Source organism: Loktanella sp. 3ANDIMAR09, from assembly GCF_001420005.1.
In the GTDB taxonomy this organism is placed as follows: Bacteria; Pseudomonadota; Alphaproteobacteria; order Rhodobacterales; family Rhodobacteraceae; genus Loktanella.
In genome coordinates, this window is the sequence record NZ_LJAK01000008.1 from 121,913 (window position 1) to 136,376 (window position 14,464).

The 14,464-nt window shown below is 60.9% G+C and carries 24 protein-coding genes; all 24 read left to right on the forward strand.

Features of this window, described 5'->3' with window-relative positions:
- Positions 1-3 precede the first annotated feature (3 nt).
- Complete coding sequence (locus tag AN189_RS12960; RefSeq protein ID WP_157057490.1) at positions 4-597, forward strand: hypothetical protein; 594 nt, start codon at positions 4-6, stop codon at positions 595-597.
- Positions 594-974, forward strand: coding sequence for a hypothetical protein (locus tag AN189_RS12965; RefSeq protein ID WP_056036563.1), 381 nt, complete (start codon positions 594-596; stop codon positions 972-974). The genes AN189_RS12960 and AN189_RS12965 overlap by 4 nt, the downstream gene beginning before the upstream one ends.
- The gene (locus AN189_RS12970) at positions 971-1,630 is read left to right on the forward strand and encodes a DUF3164 family protein (RefSeq protein ID WP_056036564.1); all 660 of its coding nucleotides are present in this window, start codon (positions 971-973) and stop codon (positions 1,628-1,630) included. The genes AN189_RS12965 and AN189_RS12970 overlap by 4 nt, the downstream gene beginning before the upstream one ends.
- Before the next feature lie 2 nt (positions 1,631-1,632).
- On the forward strand, positions 1,633-1,905 hold the full coding sequence (locus AN189_RS12975) for a hypothetical protein (RefSeq protein WP_056036565.1): 273 nt from the start codon (positions 1,633-1,635) through the stop codon (positions 1,903-1,905).
- Complete coding sequence (locus AN189_RS12980) at positions 1,902-2,132, forward strand: hypothetical protein (protein ID WP_056036566.1); 231 nt, start codon at positions 1,902-1,904, stop codon at positions 2,130-2,132. Before AN189_RS12975 ends, AN189_RS12980 begins: the two co-directional genes overlap by 4 nt.
- Entirely contained in the window at positions 2,129-2,767 is a 639-nt protein-coding gene (locus AN189_RS12985; RefSeq protein WP_056036567.1) for a hypothetical protein, read from the forward strand. Before AN189_RS12980 ends, AN189_RS12985 begins: the two co-directional genes overlap by 4 nt.
- A gap of 25 nt (positions 2,768-2,792) precedes the next feature.
- A complete protein-coding gene (locus AN189_RS12990) occupies positions 2,793-3,077 on the forward strand; it encodes an HU family DNA-binding protein (protein WP_216597743.1) in 285 nt (94 codons plus the stop codon).
- A gap of 56 nt (positions 3,078-3,133) precedes the next feature.
- Positions 3,134-3,904, forward strand: coding sequence for a hypothetical protein (locus AN189_RS12995; protein ID WP_056036569.1), 771 nt, complete (start codon positions 3,134-3,136; stop codon positions 3,902-3,904).
- A gap of 4 nt (positions 3,905-3,908) precedes the next feature.
- Positions 3,909-4,325: a gp16 family protein gene (locus AN189_RS13000; protein WP_056036571.1), complete on the forward strand. Its 417-nt coding sequence runs from the start codon at positions 3,909-3,911 to the stop codon at positions 4,323-4,325.
- Positions 4,318-4,584, forward strand: a complete 267-nt coding sequence (locus AN189_RS13005) for a hypothetical protein (protein ID WP_056036573.1) — start codon at positions 4,318-4,320, stop codon at positions 4,582-4,584. Before AN189_RS13000 ends, AN189_RS13005 begins: the two co-directional genes overlap by 8 nt.
- Positions 4,581-4,838 (forward strand): hypothetical protein, encoded by a 258-nt coding sequence (locus AN189_RS13010; RefSeq protein WP_056036575.1) that lies wholly within the window; start codon positions 4,581-4,583, stop codon positions 4,836-4,838. The genes AN189_RS13005 and AN189_RS13010 overlap by 4 nt, the downstream gene beginning before the upstream one ends.
- Entirely contained in the window at positions 4,835-5,239 is a 405-nt protein-coding gene (locus AN189_RS13015) for a hypothetical protein (RefSeq protein ID WP_056036577.1), read from the forward strand. The genes AN189_RS13010 and AN189_RS13015 overlap by 4 nt, the downstream gene beginning before the upstream one ends.
- Positions 5,240-5,312: 73 nt before the next feature.
- Positions 5,313-5,876 (forward strand): N-acetylmuramoyl-L-alanine amidase, encoded by a 564-nt coding sequence (locus AN189_RS13020; protein ID WP_056036579.1) that lies wholly within the window; start codon positions 5,313-5,315, stop codon positions 5,874-5,876.
- Between the two features lie 13 nt (positions 5,877-5,889).
- Positions 5,890-6,210, forward strand: a complete 321-nt coding sequence (locus tag AN189_RS13025; RefSeq protein ID WP_056036643.1) for a Gp49 family protein — start codon at positions 5,890-5,892, stop codon at positions 6,208-6,210.
- On the forward strand, positions 6,207-6,572 hold the full coding sequence (locus tag AN189_RS13030; RefSeq protein WP_056036581.1) for a hypothetical protein: 366 nt from the start codon (positions 6,207-6,209) through the stop codon (positions 6,570-6,572). The genes AN189_RS13025 and AN189_RS13030 overlap by 4 nt, the downstream gene beginning before the upstream one ends.
- Complete coding sequence (locus tag AN189_RS19175; RefSeq protein WP_157057491.1) at positions 6,572-6,742, forward strand: hypothetical protein; 171 nt, start codon at positions 6,572-6,574, stop codon at positions 6,740-6,742. Before AN189_RS13030 ends, AN189_RS19175 begins: the two co-directional genes overlap by 1 nt.
- The gene (locus AN189_RS13035) at positions 6,739-7,239 is read left to right on the forward strand and encodes a DUF1804 family protein (RefSeq protein ID WP_056036583.1); all 501 of its coding nucleotides are present in this window, start codon (positions 6,739-6,741) and stop codon (positions 7,237-7,239) included. The genes AN189_RS19175 and AN189_RS13035 overlap by 4 nt, the downstream gene beginning before the upstream one ends.
- Positions 7,236-8,819 (forward strand): phage terminase large subunit, encoded by a 1,584-nt coding sequence (gene terL / locus AN189_RS13040; protein ID WP_056036585.1) that lies wholly within the window; start codon positions 7,236-7,238, stop codon positions 8,817-8,819. Before AN189_RS13035 ends, terL begins: the two co-directional genes overlap by 4 nt.
- An 11-nt stretch (positions 8,820-8,830) precedes the next feature.
- Positions 8,831-9,271, forward strand: a complete 441-nt coding sequence (locus AN189_RS13045) for a DNA translocase FtsK (protein WP_056036587.1) — start codon at positions 8,831-8,833, stop codon at positions 9,269-9,271.
- 10 nt (positions 9,272-9,281) lie between these two features.
- The gene (locus tag AN189_RS13050; RefSeq protein WP_056036590.1) at positions 9,282-10,583 is read left to right on the forward strand and encodes a DUF935 family protein; all 1,302 of its coding nucleotides are present in this window, start codon (positions 9,282-9,284) and stop codon (positions 10,581-10,583) included.
- A gap of 20 nt (positions 10,584-10,603) precedes the next feature.
- Complete coding sequence (locus AN189_RS13055; RefSeq protein ID WP_172794915.1) at positions 10,604-12,076, forward strand: PBECR2 nuclease fold domain-containing protein; 1,473 nt, start codon at positions 10,604-10,606, stop codon at positions 12,074-12,076.
- 157 nt (positions 12,077-12,233) lie between these two features.
- Positions 12,234-12,668 (forward strand): phage virion morphogenesis protein, encoded by a 435-nt coding sequence (locus AN189_RS13060; RefSeq protein WP_172794916.1) that lies wholly within the window; start codon positions 12,234-12,236, stop codon positions 12,666-12,668.
- A gap of 252 nt (positions 12,669-12,920) precedes the next feature.
- Entirely contained in the window at positions 12,921-14,120 is a 1,200-nt protein-coding gene (locus tag AN189_RS13065; RefSeq protein WP_157057492.1) for a hypothetical protein, read from the forward strand.
- A gap of 2 nt (positions 14,121-14,122) precedes the next feature.
- The gene (locus tag AN189_RS13070; protein ID WP_157057493.1) at positions 14,123-14,458 is read left to right on the forward strand and encodes a DUF2190 family protein; all 336 of its coding nucleotides are present in this window, start codon (positions 14,123-14,125) and stop codon (positions 14,456-14,458) included.
- The last annotated feature ends 6 nt before the right edge of the window (positions 14,459-14,464 follow it).

Here is a 14,464-nt window from a genome sequence, read left to right on the forward strand (position 1 = left end):
ATCATGCTGGAGGCGATCGCCGCGATGGAGCAATCCGGGTGTACGCTTGTGCGTGCGGATGAACCTGGCATCGCGCATGATTTCAGCAAGGATAACGCGCAGTCGCTGGCCCGAAAGCTGGTCGGCAAAGGGCTCATAATACGCAGGGGCAGAGGGCGGTATCGTCTGTCTGCGGCTGGTCACCGGGCCCTGGCAGTCCCGGGTGCGACGCTCGATCCGATGTTGACCTGTCAGCGTGAAAAGCCGCGGCGCGGTATCGACCCTTTGCCCTATGAGCGCGCCTGGAAGGCGATCCGTATCCAACGTCGCTTCACCCATGCGTCCATCATGACGGTTGTCAGCACGCCAGCCAGCCCAGCAAATCCGCGCAACATTCGCGGGTATATCGCGGGGCTGGTGGCAGCAGGCTATGTGCGGGTCGTCTACCGTCCGGGGCGTGCCTCGGTGACCGGTGGCAGCTCACCGCGCCAATACGCGCTGGTTGAAGACACCGGATCTGCCGCCCCGGCCGTTCGGCGTGCATCGGGCGTTCTTCATGATCCCAATCTTAAGCGGGACATTCCCCTCACACCCGCACCTGAACGGGAGGACGCATGATGGCCAAGCGCGCGCGTCCCGCCCCGAAATTCGCCATCCTGCCGGACGATCCGGACTGGCTGCGGCAGCTGAAGGACGAATGCATCCGTACCTCGATCCAGGAGGCAGCCGACCGCCTGGGATTTGGTCGGACCACTGTCAGCCTTGTCGTGCATGGCAAGTATCCGGCGCCGACCACGAACGTGGAAAACCGGGTGATCGAGATATTCGGCGGCCTGGTGCCCTGCCCGCACCTGAAGCGGTCCATCACCGCAGACGAATGCAAGCGCGCCTCGATCGGCGCGATGCCCACCAACAGCTCTGACAGATTGCGCCATTGGACGGCCTGTCAGACCTGCCCTCTCAATCCAGCGAAAGTAAAGGAACTGACCCAATGACGCAGACAATACCGCAAGACACGCCCGCCATCCCGGACGGCCGCATCGAGGTCCATGGCAAGGTCTACATGGGCGACGGCAAAGGCGGGCTGACACCTGTCGAAAACATCAAGGCGCAGCACCTCCTGCAAGACGAGCTGGTGCGCGAGATCGTGGGCGACGCGATGACGCTGTCGGACGCCGTGAGTGGTTTCAAGGAAGCCACATTCAACCGGATCGGGGCGTTCGATGCGATGCTGGCACAGGAGTACAATGCGTCGATCGGCGGAAAGAAAGGCAACAAGACATTCACCAGTGTCGACGGTCTGTACCAGGTCAAGGTCGCGGTATCTGACCACCTCGAATTCGGGCCTGAATTGCAGGTCGCCAAGGGCCTGACGGATGAATGCCTGCGCGAGTGGTCCGCCGACAGCCGCCCGGAAATTCGCAGTGTCATCACCAACGCCTTCAACACTGACAAGGAAGGTCAGATCAATCGGGCCGAAGTGTTCAAGCTGCTCAAGCTCGACATCGATGACGCGCGCTGGAACCGTGCCATGGATGCGATCCGTGACGCGATCCGCACGGTCGGGTCCACCACCTACGTTCGTTGCTACAAGCGCGCCTCGCATGATGCGAAGTTCGAGCCTGTGGTCATCGATCTGGCGAGGGCATGACCATGAAAACCATCATTCAGGTTCACCTGATCCCCGAAGCGCGCTGCCGTGACGAAATCTACTTTGACATCATCGAGGTTGACGGCAGCTGGGACGAGGCGAAAGCGCGATTGGCAGATGGACTGTCGGTCGAAGGTTCGCAATTGCGAACGCACGCGGGCACGGAACAAGGCGTTCGCGTCGTCTACAGTGAAGTGACGGTCGCCATCCCGCATCGCTGCATTCAGCGGATCAGTCTGCCAACCTGGCAGATCGTTCGGGAGGTGGCAGCATGAGCTGGCTCAACATTTCCGTCAGCCCCGAGGATATCTTTCACGCGCTCTGGGAGAAGCCGGACGCTCTCATCCAAATCCTCGCAAACATGGCTGTCGATGAGGTTACGCAGGAAAAGCTGATCGAGGGCGTCGTCATGGAGCACTCGGGGTCCGAGGCGCATGAGCGGATTGCACCTTTCCTGCGAAATCTGGCTGACGCGCTTGAAGAGATGGAGCGGTCGCTATGATCGCGCGGTCGGTTATTACGGCCGTGGAGCGTGGTGCTGTGGTGGATCTGTGGTCGTTGAAGCCTGCAGAGCTGACCGCAGAACAGCTTGCCGGGCCGCTTTCGAGGATCAACCGGTTTAACGGACGAACGCCTGTGCCGTGGTCGGTGGCTGCACACAGCCTGGTTGTGATGGGTTTGGTCGAGGCGCAAGGCGGCAGCGAGATGGCACAAGCGGCCGGGCTCCTGCACGACGGGCACGAGGCCTTCTTGGGTGACTGGACAACACCAGCTGTTCAGTTTGCCGGGCAGCAAAGCTTGCCTGTGGGGCCGAGCGTTGTTCGCAGCTGCATCGATCAGGCCAAAAAGTGCGTCGATGATGCCATTGCGCGAGCATGGGGCGTCGAATTCACACCAAACATCACGCTGACACGGATCGCTGACCAAGCAGCGCTTGAAGCGGAGATGATCCACTTCCTCGACTGGCAAGGGCCGGTGGTGACAGAGCCTGCCCTGTTGGCACAGGCGATGGCCTGTCTGACGCTGTGTCATGAACTGACCGAACACCAGACCGCCAAAGAGGTCTGGATGGAAGCCCTCGAGGGCTTCGTCACGATCGGGGTCCTCACCGACCCTGGTGCAACCCTGGCCGCATGACCGGCCTCACCCCAAGGAGACGACAATGAACAAACTGACGAAAACGAACCTGATCGATCAAATCGCAGAACAGACCGGTGACACCAAGGTCGATATCGAGCGCCACATCGGCGCATTCCTCGATACGATCTGGTCAGCGATGGTCGCAGGCGACGAGGTTACACTGCGCGGTTTCGGCACCTTCAAGGTGCGCGACAGCAAGGCCCGGACGGGGCGCAATCCGCGCACTGGTGAGCCCGTCGAGATCGCGGCCAAACGGACGGCCGCCTTCAAGCCGTCCAGCGCGCTTTCGGAGAAGATGAACGGCTGAGCGCAAGCGGTTCCGGGAACAAACCCGGAACCGCACCATTCCCAAGGAGGCCCTCCATGTACCAGATCGATGTGCAATCAGACGGAACCTATGCGGTGTTCCAGATGCAGCCCGTTCGCATCGCACAATTTCAAAGTGCAGACGATGCGACAGCATTTGTGGCGCTCAAGGCGGGGCAAACGCCTGCGCCCACTGCGCAAAAGACCGTCCAGCCTGCCAGAGCGAAGCCTGAAACGGCTCCGATCGTTTCTGATGTGCCCGCGGTCAAGAAAGCACAGCCCGAACGGAGGTTGCGGCTCGAAGACATCGTACCGGCAGAGCAGCAGCAGCCGACCCCGCAGCGTGATACACCGGGAGAGCTTCCGTCTGTTAAATCGTTTACCGCCGCACAGCGCGATACGTTCCTGATACGCAGAATTGCAGGTGAGGCCCCCAGCGATATCGCCGAGAGCATGGGGTTCAGCCGACGCGGTGTCGCGGGTTTCCTGAGCGGGGCAGAGGTCAAAGCGCGCCGTTTCGAACTCGAGGCGCTGGACTTGCCTGCGCGCGCACGCCTCCTGGGCGACATTGCGCCAGCTGTTGCCTCACAATCAGCCGAACCGAGCACTGCGCTGGTTCCTGCGTCAAAACCCGATGTGCTGCCGATCCAGGCGGCGCTGCGCGAGATGCGCGACAGAGAGCTACCTGCTGATGTGCTTGGCCGCGGGCCCGTGCGCATGGGCATACCACCATCGCAGGCGGAACCGGCCGTTTGCACGGATTGCGGAAAAAACTTCATGAATGCATCGACGGATTTTGATCCCAAATGCGTTCGGTGCCGGGACTGAGCGCATGGCACGGAACCCCCTTCAAGCCCAAATTCACATCGGACGTCAGCAATTGGCGATGGACGATGACGACTACCGCGATCTGCTGGAGCGCGTCACCGGTCAGCGCAGCTCGGCCCGTTTGAATGACGATCAGCGTCGGGCGGTTATCAATGAGCTCAAGCGCCTGGGCTTTGCCGCGCGCCCCCCAGCCGGCCGGTACCGCAAAGCCAGCGAGAAAAGTCATGTCCGCTACATTTTTGCCCTTTGGGGTGAGCTGAAACGCAAAGGCATTTGGCGCAACCCTGAGCGGTCGAGCCTGCTGGCCTTTGTCGAGGCGCGGACCGGCAAGGCCGATCCGGAGTGGCTGACGGCCGCAGAGGCCCACCCCGTGATCGAGGCTCTAAAGGCCATGCAGCGTCAGGAGAAGAGAGATGCGTGATATCGAAATCAACGAAAGCTCCGAATTGAAGATTGGCGACGAACTGGTTGGCACGGTCGTTTGGTGTGTCCCGTTCGGTGCGCCACTGCACGCACCGTCTTCAGGGCTAGCGGTCGATGAATGCGAGCAGTGCGAAGGATATCAAGCCGACCTGAATGAAGTCGAAGATGAACTTAGCGCTCTGGTCGATCGTCATAAGGACACGCTCGCTGAACTGGCCGCGCTGAAGGCCAAGCTGGCGGAGGTGCAGAAGCCATGACCGATCATGATCTGCAAAGCGAAGAAGCCAAACGTGCCATACGCATCATGACTCAGCCACCCGCCGAGTTTCCCAGGGCCGTGGATCTGGATGCGGACGGCTGGGCCCGCCATCGTGAGCGCATGGAGCTGCATCGGTTCTGGCGCGCGATCAGTCCAGATGAGCGCGGCAACTTCACCCAGTTCAAAATCATGTGGCGCGGCCTGCGCATGTTCGCGCAACCCCACATCCACAACGAACGGAACCGGCCATGAGCCGCAAGGTCGAATACCGTGGCGACATGGCTGAGGTCGTGCGCGAGTGTGGTAAGGATGTTGCCGACGAGATGGCATCTATCCTGTCGGGGCTGACCCTCTATATTCCGAGGGCGATGCCTGATGATGACCACGTCCTGATGAAATTGACGGACGAAGCGGTCGCGGCGCTGATGGCGCACTTTGGCGGCGAGCGGATCTACATCTCGAAGCCTCATGCCGGGCAGGTCGAACTGGACGAGATCACGTCATTGCTGGGGCGCAGTCTACCAGTACGGGAGGTGGCTATCCGGCTTGGTATCAGCGAACGGCAGGTTTTTCGCCGAATTCATGAAGCGGGCTTGCCCAAGGTCAGTGCGAGCGCTGATCCACGACAATTGTCATTCCTCGACGACCAATGACTGAAGGGTCATCCAGCAGCTGACCCTTGCGCGCGCGATACCGGATGGGACCAAACCCATCTGGAGCGCCCGAATGACCTACCTTCTCGACAGCCGTGTGACGGCAATCGTGATCCACTACAGCGCAACGCCGATCGAGAGTGATTTCACCGCGGCCGACATCGATCAGATGCACCGCGCGCGCGGCTACAAGGAAATCGGATACCACTATTTCATCCGTAAGGACGGCACGATCGAAACCGGCCGCGACCTATCCCAGGCGGGCCGGTTCGAGCAGGGCGCACATTCCTTTGGCGAAAACGACAGCAGCATTGGCATTTGCTACGAGGGCGGGGTTCGCCGCGGGGCAATGAACCTGGGGTATGACAGCCGTACCGACGCTCAGAAAGACGCAATGGCCGGTTTGATTGCAGACCTGCTGGAGCGGTTTCCGGGCGCAGTCGTCCGTGGGCATCGCGATATGCCCGGTGCGGCAACACAGTGCCCAGGCTTTAATGCCACCGCCTGGTGGGATGACGTGCTGGCGCAGGCCTCAAACGATGGGCTGGCGCAAGCCGGTGCCTCGCCAAGCCCAGACGTCTCGCGGGGCCTCCTGGATGATCTGAAGGCGCTTGTTGCGCGCCATGACCGGGCTTGAGGGAGGGGTGACCGTGTCAAAATCAGAAACTGAAATCGAAGCGGCAATCGTTGAGCGCGGACTGAACGCTGCGCGCCTGACGCCTGATCTGATCGACAGTGCGATCGCCGGGGTGGACTATCACGTATTCCCCGGAACGCAGAAGACCGTTTGCTGCCTATCGCTAAAGAATGGCTTCTCGGTCATCGGTGAGGCGGCTTGCGCATCGCCCGAGAACTTTGATGCCGAGATCGGGCGTCGGATTGCGTATTCCGATGCGCGAGAAAAGATTTGGGGGCTCGAGGGGTATCTGTTGAAGCAGCGCCTCTTTGAAGCCGGAGGGCAAGGCCAATGAGCTTCCTGCTGAACCTCTGGGCCGTCCTGGAGCCTGTCGTCATCGCTGCACTTGGTGCGATCCTGACCACATACATTGCCAAAGCCGCGAACGAGTTTCGCAGGCGCACGGGGATGGAGATCTCGCGCGCCCACCAGGTGGCACTTCATGAGGCTTTGATTTCTGGCCTTCGTGCAACCTTGCGGGAGAGCCCATCCGCTGGACTTGAACTGCTGAAGGCGTCGGCAATTGCGCATGCGCGCCAGTCTGTCCCGGACGCTATCGCGTACATCAAGCAGGCCAACGATCAGACAATGGGCACGATCGTGACGCGGTATCTGCAGGAGGAAGGCGGCAGCGTCACGTCTCCTGCGCCGGATTGATGCGCACCGCGCGCCAGGTGCTGCACGAGCTGCGGTCCTGGGCGCGGCACCTCGACGGAACACCGGACCAAAAACAGGCTGCCGCGTTTCAGCGCGGGGCCGATGAACTGCAAATCGCGCTCGACCGGATTGCGACCCTCGACGATCAGCTGAAGGACATCGACAAATGAAACCCGCCCAGACCCGCGCAAAGGCCCGCACCATGTTCGTGCAGTCGCGTCTGTCGCTGGTCGTGATCGCACAGCAACTTGGCGTGTCACGCGCGACCGCATCGCGCTGGAAAAAAGCGGCGCTGCAAGAGGGTGACGACTGGGATGTCGCGCGATCGGCTGCCGTCATGGCAGGTCAGGGCCACGAGAAAATGGTGTCTGACGCCGTCGAAGGTTTTGCCGAGATGTTTCAGACCACGATGTCTCAGCTGCGCACGAACGAGGACATGAAGCCTGAGGACCGCGTGAAGCTGATGGCCAGCCTGGCGGATGCTTTCAACAAGATGATGGGCGCTGCAGGTCGCGCGTCGCCCAAGCTGTCAGCGCTGGCCGTGGCGACTGACGTGATCCAGCGGCTGGCCGATTTCATCCGCGAGCGGTTCCCGCATCATGGACAGGCGTTCGAAGAGGTATTGGAGCCGTTTGCCTTGGCGCTGAGCCGGGATCTGTCCGAATGAAGACCGAAGCCTTTCTCGACAGTATCGCGCAGATTGCAGCGAGCTTTCGGCGCAAGATCGAACTGGAGGTCGATGCGTTCCCGATCGACGCAGCCGCGCGCGCGGCCCGCGTCGCGCGCGTGCAGGATCCCGAAACCGGATATCGCTATTTCTGCGAAACCTATTTCCCCCACTACCTGACGCACGATCCATCGCTGTTGCACCTGGACCTTTACCGTGACCTGCCCGCAATGCTGACGTCTGATGTCGGCGAAAAGCGCCTGGTCATTGCGCCGCGCGGATCTGCAAAGTCCAGCCATGTGTCGATGCTGGCCCCGCTTTGGGCGGCCCTGACAGAGCGCAAGCACTACGTATGTCTGATCATGGATGCCTTCGAGCAGGCAGCGGTCATGATCGAGGCGGTGAAGGCCGAGCTGCAGTTCAACCCGCGCCTGGCCTATGACTTTCCCGATGGTTGCGGTGTCGGTCATATGTGGCGTGAGGGCGTGATCGTCACCCGCGGAAACGTCAAGTTCGAGGCGTTTGGCACTGGCAAGAAGATCCGTGGCCGTCGTCACGGACCATATCGTCCCGACCTCGTCGTACTCGACGATGTCGAAAACGACGAGAACGTCGAAAGCCCCAAGCAGCGTGACAAGCTGGAAAACTGGATCGCGAAGGCGGTTCTGAAGCTGGGCCCGACCGATGGAACGATGGACTGCCTGTATGCCGGCACGGTGCTGCACCATGATGCGGTCATCATCCGCTACGCCAACAAACCTGGCTGGAAAGTGTCGCGTTACCAAGCCTTGGTGCGCTGGCCAGACCGCATGGACCTGTGGGACCGCTGGGAAGAGCTGTACCTGAACGATGAGCCTGCGTCCGAGGAGTTCTACGCTCAGAATGCGGCCGAGATGGCGTTGGGTGCGGTCATCAACTGGCCGCAGCTGCACCCGTTGCTTTACCTGATGAAAGAGCGCGCGGGCGACCATGCGGCGTTTGAGAGCGAATACCAGGGAAACCCGATCACGGGCGGGTCATTCCGCGACCTGTGCTACTGGGTCGTCAAGCAGCGCGACTGGCTCCTGTTCGGTGCGATCGACCCGTCCCTGGGCCGTGCCGGTGCTGGCCGCGACCCGAGCGCTATCCTCGTGGGTGGGTTCGATCGGATCGAAGGTCGGTTGGACGTGGTCGAGGCATCGATCCGCAAACGGCTGCCAGACATCATCGTCTCGGATGCCATTGCTCTACAGCGCGAACACGGCTGCCAGCTATGGGCGGTCGAGGCTGTTCAGTTCCAGGAGTTTTTTCGCACCGAGCTGATGAAACGCGCAGCAGTCGCGGGTGTGGCGATGCCTTGCATCCCTGTTGTGCCGATCGCGGACAAGCTGCTGCGCATCGAGCGACTACAGCCGCCCGTGTCGGCGGGCCTGATCCGATTCCATTCCGCACACCGCACATTGATCGATCAGCTGCAGCAGTTCCCGACTGCAGCCCACGATGACGGCCCCGACTGTCTGGAGATGCTCTGGACGCTTTCACTCACCTACGGCAGCCAGGCCTGCGATGCGTCAGGCATCCGGCTTGGGCCGAGCAACTAAGGACAGCACCCATGAAAATTGTAGCACTGACCTCTGGTCGCGCCGATACCGATGGCGCACTGGATGAACAGAAACTGAATGCGTTGGGCGTGAATGCGCTGAACCTCGTCGGCAGCTTGACTGCCGCACTGGGCCCTGTTGCCGTTCTGTTGAAAGATCAGCATGGCCTTGGCGTGATGGTGAATGCGGGTGAGGCCAGCATCGTCGGCTTCAGCGCAGATGAAGTGACGGAAGAGCCCCAAGAGGATCGTGAGGCTCTCTATCAGCGCGCGGTCGGATTGCTTGTGACAACTGGCAAGGCCTCGACCAGTCACCTGCAAAACAAGCTGATGATCCGCTACAATCTTGCTGCTCGGCTTATCGAGCGTGCTGAAGATGATGGCATCGTGTCGCGTCCAAACGGCGTTGGGCGGCGGGATGTGATCCTGCGCTCTCAGCCTGTGAAATCCTGAGGATCAGACCATGGCGGACACCGCAGGCACAGAGCTTCAGCAGACCGACGAACAGAAAGCCGCGACATTGCGGATGGGTCAGTACGCGACCGCGCTGAACGATATCACCATTCCTTTCTTCACAGACGTGCTAACGCCGCTGGACGATGTGCTGATGTCGCGTGGCGGCATCCAGGCGCTGAAGTTTTACGACGAGATCGAGCGGGATCCGCATGCTTTTGCCGTGCTAACCAAGCGCAAGGCGCAACTGGTCGCGCGCGAGTGGATCGTGAAGCCAGGTGGCGAAGCGGCGATCGACATCCAGGCTGCCGAGTTTATCGAGGACGTGCTGGCCGGGATCGATTTCGACGACGTCTGCAAATCATTGCTGGATGCCACACTAAAAGGCTTCGCGGTTGGAGAGGCTGTTTACCGCAAGGACGGCCGCCACAAGACGCTCGATCGGATTGTCAGTCTCGAGCAACGTCGCTTCGTGTTTGACCTGAATTGGAAGCCGCGCCTTGTGACAACCTTTCAGATGATGGGTGAACGCCTGCCAGAGCGAAAGTTCATCGTTCACCGCTTCGGGGTGAAGGGAAATAACCCCTACGGCATTGGCCTCGGCGCGAAGCTGTTCTGGCCTGTCCAGTTCAAACGGCAGGGCCTCGCGTTCTGGATGCGCTACATGGAGCGCTTTGCATCGCCCATTCCCGTTGGCAAGCACGTCCAGGGCGCTGGTGCTGCCGAGGTTGATCGCCTCATGAACACGTTGTCCGCGATCTCTGGCAGCAGCTCGATCACGATCCCATTGGGCACCGAGCTGGACACGTTCGAAAGTCAGCGAAGTGGATCGGGTGACTACGACAGCTTTGCCAAGTTCCAGAACAGCGAGATCAGCAAGGCGGTGCTGGGTGAGACGCTGACGACGGAAATGGGTGATGTCGGCGCACGCGCGGCTTCTGAGACCCACGCGAGCATCTTGGATGTATTGGTTGATGGTGATGCGGATCTGCTGAGCGGTACGCTGAATGGCAGTGTCATTCGATGGCTTGTCGATGCCAATTACCCAGGTGCTGCGTTGCCTACGGTCTGGCGGCCGCGGATGTCGAATGAGATGGCTGAAGAGGCTGTCCTCGAAAAGCGCGCGGTGCGGCGCACGGCCGAGTTTGCCGCGCTGGATGCGGCACGTGCCAGCGGCTTTGAACCGGCAGATCCCGAAGGTATGGCTGCCGAAATCCTTGGCGGGCCCGTCCGGGCAGTCGCGACAGATACGGAGGCTCAAAAAAAAACTCCGATGATCCGGCTTTCGCGGATGCCGTCGCAGCTGACGTAGACGATCTGACCGCAGTTGTCTTGCAAGCTGTCCAGGAGACAGTGTCGCAGCGTGTCAGCCAGCTGGAGCGATTGGTCGACAAGGCAGACGATGCCGAGGCCTTGATCGCCGACTTACTTGCGTTTGCAGGTCAGGTTCGCGTCCCGCAGCATGTCTCGCTTTTTGGAGACGCGCTGGCGTTGGCCGAACTGATGGGGCGGGCCGAGGTTATCGATGAAGCGGATGCAGAGGATGGTGTTGCACTCGCTGAGCCGACATTGGGCACTGTTCCATTCGATGAAGCACTCGCGTTCTTTCGCCAAAAGGTTTCGCTGCCGTCTCAATCTGCGGCCGACTATCTGCGGTCCGCTCATGATCGCGCGTTTGTGGTGGCCGGCGCGGATGACCTTGCACTGGTCGAGGATATTCGCGCGGCACTGGACCGGGCGATGGATGGCGGCGGTGGGTTCGACGCCTTCAAGGCGTCCTTTGCATCAATTGTGCAGCGGGCCGGGTGGTCTCATTCGGGCGAACTGGGTTGGCGTGCCCGGACAATTTACGAGACCAATTTGAAAACAGCGCGGGCGGCCGGCCGCTGGGCGCAAATGCGCGATCCCGAAATGCTGAAGCGTCGGCCATACTGGCGATATGTGCACGGTGACATTCGTACGCCGCAGGTCGGCCGACCTGCACATGAGGCGCTCGATGGATTGCTGCTGCGCGGTGATGATCCGATTTGGGACACCATCTATCCACCCAACGGCTGGGGGTGCACGTGCGGTGTGAGAACGGTCAGTGAAAAGGGGTTGAAGCGGATTGGAAAAGAGGGTCCGGATCCCGCGCCAAAGCTGAACTCCAAGAAAGTACGGGATCCACTGACGGATGCAGTAATCGAAATGCCTGAAGGCATAGATCTCGGCTGGGACTATGCCCCCGGCGCATCCTGGTACAAAGGGGTTGTCCCGAAGGAATTGCAAAAGCCTCTCGAGCTGGCAGGTTATCAGAGACCGCGTGCGGCACTCGACGATCTGTCCGACATCTCAAAGCCATTGGATGCGCCTTTGCTTGAACCCGGGCTCGATGAGGCAGTTTATGCCGATGCATTTCTGCGCAGATTTGGTGCGCAGGTCGGCCCAAATGGCGGTGCTACTTTCCGGGACACGACCGGTGCAGCCATTCCCGTCAGCGAAGACTTGTTCAAGACGTCAACAGGTGCCTGGAAGATCAAGAAGCGTGGGCGCGAGGTCCAGATGGCGCGCCTTGCGGAAACCCTGGTCGACCCTGATGAGATCTGGATGTTCTGGGCGCAAACGCAAGGTGGCAGCTGGCGATTGTATCGCAACTATTTACGCTGGGACGGAGAAATGGGCTCCATGCTCTTGTTCACGCGAGGCAAGGATGGCTGGTCGGCGACAACGGCACTGCCGACCGACGGTCGAAGTGCCACTGCACGCCAGGCATATATCGACAGGCAGCGGCATGGTGCCTTGCTGTACAGGCGACCCAGTGAATAGCACAGGGACACCGACGCCCTGCACCGCGCTCGCAGAGGAGATTGGCCTTGCTTCGGTAGGCTACTCTGCGAACTGATCCTGAAACGTTAAAGCGCCTGCGCTTAGAAAGGAAGTAGACAATATGGCAGGAGCACAACTGAGCTGGACGATTGACGACGTGGCGCTGACACGCGACATGCAGCGCCGTTTGAACGCCTTGGAGGATGCGCAGCCACTTATGGCGGCCCTTGCCATTGATCAGCAAGAGCGCGTGCGGGACCGGTTTGTTGACCAAGAGGGGCCGGGCCGCAGGCCCTGGACGCCGTTGTCTCCAGTCACGATCGAAAAGCGGGAGAAGGATGGGTTGATCCCAATTCGCATCCTGAGCGCGCGCGGCGACTTGGCGGGATCGATTACGTACCGGACGGACGGCAGGGGGTTTACGATTGGAACCGATGGGGCCGTGGCAGACTACGCCGCGATCCACCAGTTCGGTGGCAAAGCCGGGCGCGGCAAGAAGGTCGAAATTCCCGCGCGACCGTTCCTCGGCTTCGATGACCAGGATCTGGAAATTCTGCAAGAAGAGCTGATCGACTGGCTCGAAAACCCATGACCCCCAAAATTCGCCCGCTGAGCGCAAAAGTGCTCTGTAGGCCACCTGTGTTCAGCCTGAGGGCTGATGGTGCGTTAACCCACCGTTAAAATCGCCCTGCGGCCCCATTGCGCGCGCGACCCCATGCACGCGGCGCACGGGCGGCGCAATTTCACCTTATGACCCGTCAGGTAGGGCAGTGTCGTGCCGTCCCGTAGTCAAGTCCCATGAGAGCACCAACGCAAGCTGATGCGCCAGGGAGACAACGATGTAATGACCAAGCCTATCGCGCAAAAACGACGGATCGAAGTGTTTCGTGCCGGGACCTTCACCGCAATGGACGGGCGCAGCTACGCGTTTTCCGAGGCGGACGTCACTGCAATCGCCGGCGCCTACGATGCCACGACCGCGCCTGCGCCTGTTGTTGTCGGGCACCCGACCCACGATGATCCCGCTTTCGGCTGGGCGAGTGGTTTCGAGGTGGACGATCGCGGCATCCTCGTCGCTGAGCTGGACAACCTTGCCCCCAGCTTTGTGTCCGCTGTGACGGAAGGACGATACAAGAAGGTATCGATGAAGCTTTTCGCGCCGGATGCGCCGAACAATCCCAAGCCGGGCACCTACTACCCACGTCACATCGGGTTTCTGGGTGGGGCGGCACCAGCCGTATCCGGTCTGGCACCTGTCGAATTTTCCGACGGGGATGACGAAGGCACGATCGAAATCGCGCTCTCTGGTCCGGCATTCACTGACTATGGGCTGAAGGACACGGCGCGCGTGTTCCGGTCGCTTCGCGAGTGGATCATCGACAAGTTCGGGATCGAGGATGCCGATAAGGCTGTCGACAAGTGGTACGTCGACTGGATCGACGATGCGGCCGAAAGCGATGGTCCTGCCGACAACGCCTTTGCCGCACCGTCAAGGCCAGCGGTCCGCCGTGAGCCACCGGTGACCTGGTCGCAACCAGCTTCCACCGCCAAGCCCCAGGCCCCTGCATTCACTTCAAAGGAGGACGACGTGTCCAACTCCGATCTGACGGCGCGCGAGCAGCGCCTGGCCGCGCGTGAGCGCGCATTGGCCGAAACCGAAAATGCCGCCTTTGCCGATGCGCTGGTCGGGGATGGCCACGTGGCTGCCGGATCCCGCGACCGGTTGGTTGCTTTGCTGGGTGCGATCCCTGCCGACGCAGAGGAACTCTCCTTTGCCGATGGCGGCGAAACCCGCTCTGTCGCACCACGCCAGCTGCTGCGTGACTTGCTATCATCTGCGCCAACCGCTCTGCCGGATGGTCAAACTGATCTGGGTGCTGACCCCGGTGTCGGCGCGCGTGGCCCCGCATTTTCCGCACCCGATGGGTACGAGGTTGATGCTGACAGCATGGAGCTGTTTGCAAAGGCGCGCGCCTATCACGCCGAAAACCCCAATATCAGCTTCGCCGAAGCTGCCATCGCCGTTCAAGAAAAAGGAGCCTGATCATGGGCGCAGTAATGGGAAGCATCCGCACGCTTGTGCTGACGGGGACGGCCACAGCGCCGGTCACCGAGCGCCAGCTGATTGGGTTCAATGACGCACCGGCTGGCGCTGACACGCCCGTCAAAGGCGTCGCGGATATGGACGCCAGTATTGGCGGTGACTTTCCGATCACCGCGATCGGCGTGGTTGACCTGGTTTCCGGTGGCGCGATTGCCGCTGGCGCAGAGGTCAGCTCGAACGCGGCCGCACGGCCTGTTTCTGGTGGAGCTGCGCCGTTCGGCACCGCTTTGACCGCAACCACCGGACCGGACCAGCGCGTCCGCGTCCTGATCCGCTAAGGAGGT

Excerpts from the sequence above, each read along its gene's own strand:
- AN189_RS12980 (WP_056036566.1), top strand. The coding sequence starts at position 1,902 with ATGAGCTGGCTCAACATTTCCGTCAGCCCCGAGGATATCTTTCACGCG.
- AN189_RS13070 (WP_157057493.1), top strand. The coding sequence starts at position 14,123 with ATGGGCGCAGTAATGGGAAGCATCCGCACGCTTGTGCTGACGGGGACG.
- AN189_RS13010 (WP_056036575.1), top strand. The coding sequence starts at position 4,581 with ATGACCGATCATGATCTGCAAAGCGAAGAAGCCAAACGTGCCATACGC.
- AN189_RS19175 (WP_157057491.1), top strand. The coding sequence starts at position 6,572 with ATGCGCACCGCGCGCCAGGTGCTGCACGAGCTGCGGTCCTGGGCGCGG.
- AN189_RS13065 (WP_157057492.1), top strand. The coding sequence starts at position 12,921 with ATGACCAAGCCTATCGCGCAAAAACGACGGATCGAAGTGTTTCGTGCC.
- AN189_RS12990 (WP_216597743.1), top strand. The coding sequence starts at position 2,793 with ATGAACAAACTGACGAAAACGAACCTGATCGATCAAATCGCAGAACAG.
- AN189_RS12970 (WP_056036564.1), top strand. The coding sequence starts at position 971 with ATGACGCAGACAATACCGCAAGACACGCCCGCCATCCCGGACGGCCGC.
- AN189_RS13020 (WP_056036579.1), top strand. The coding sequence starts at position 5,313 with ATGACCTACCTTCTCGACAGCCGTGTGACGGCAATCGTGATCCACTAC.
- AN189_RS13045 (WP_056036587.1), top strand. The coding sequence starts at position 8,831 with ATGAAAATTGTAGCACTGACCTCTGGTCGCGCCGATACCGATGGCGCA.
- AN189_RS12985 (WP_056036567.1), top strand. The coding sequence starts at position 2,129 with ATGATCGCGCGGTCGGTTATTACGGCCGTGGAGCGTGGTGCTGTGGTG.
- terL (WP_056036585.1), top strand. The coding sequence starts at position 7,236 with ATGAAGACCGAAGCCTTTCTCGACAGTATCGCGCAGATTGCAGCGAGC.
- AN189_RS12965 (WP_056036563.1), top strand. The coding sequence starts at position 594 with ATGATGGCCAAGCGCGCGCGTCCCGCCCCGAAATTCGCCATCCTGCCG.
- AN189_RS13015 (WP_056036577.1), top strand. The coding sequence starts at position 4,835 with ATGAGCCGCAAGGTCGAATACCGTGGCGACATGGCTGAGGTCGTGCGC.
- AN189_RS13050 (WP_056036590.1), top strand. The coding sequence starts at position 9,282 with ATGGCGGACACCGCAGGCACAGAGCTTCAGCAGACCGACGAACAGAAA.
- AN189_RS13000 (WP_056036571.1), top strand. The coding sequence starts at position 3,909 with ATGGCACGGAACCCCCTTCAAGCCCAAATTCACATCGGACGTCAGCAA.
- AN189_RS13035 (WP_056036583.1), top strand. The coding sequence starts at position 6,739 with ATGAAACCCGCCCAGACCCGCGCAAAGGCCCGCACCATGTTCGTGCAG.
- AN189_RS13030 (WP_056036581.1), top strand. The coding sequence starts at position 6,207 with ATGAGCTTCCTGCTGAACCTCTGGGCCGTCCTGGAGCCTGTCGTCATC.
- AN189_RS12960 (WP_157057490.1), top strand. The coding sequence starts at position 4 with ATGCTGGAGGCGATCGCCGCGATGGAGCAATCCGGGTGTACGCTTGTG.
- AN189_RS12975 (WP_056036565.1), top strand. The coding sequence starts at position 1,633 with ATGAAAACCATCATTCAGGTTCACCTGATCCCCGAAGCGCGCTGCCGT.
- AN189_RS13005 (WP_056036573.1), top strand. The coding sequence starts at position 4,318 with ATGCGTGATATCGAAATCAACGAAAGCTCCGAATTGAAGATTGGCGAC.
- AN189_RS12995 (WP_056036569.1), top strand. The coding sequence starts at position 3,134 with ATGTACCAGATCGATGTGCAATCAGACGGAACCTATGCGGTGTTCCAG.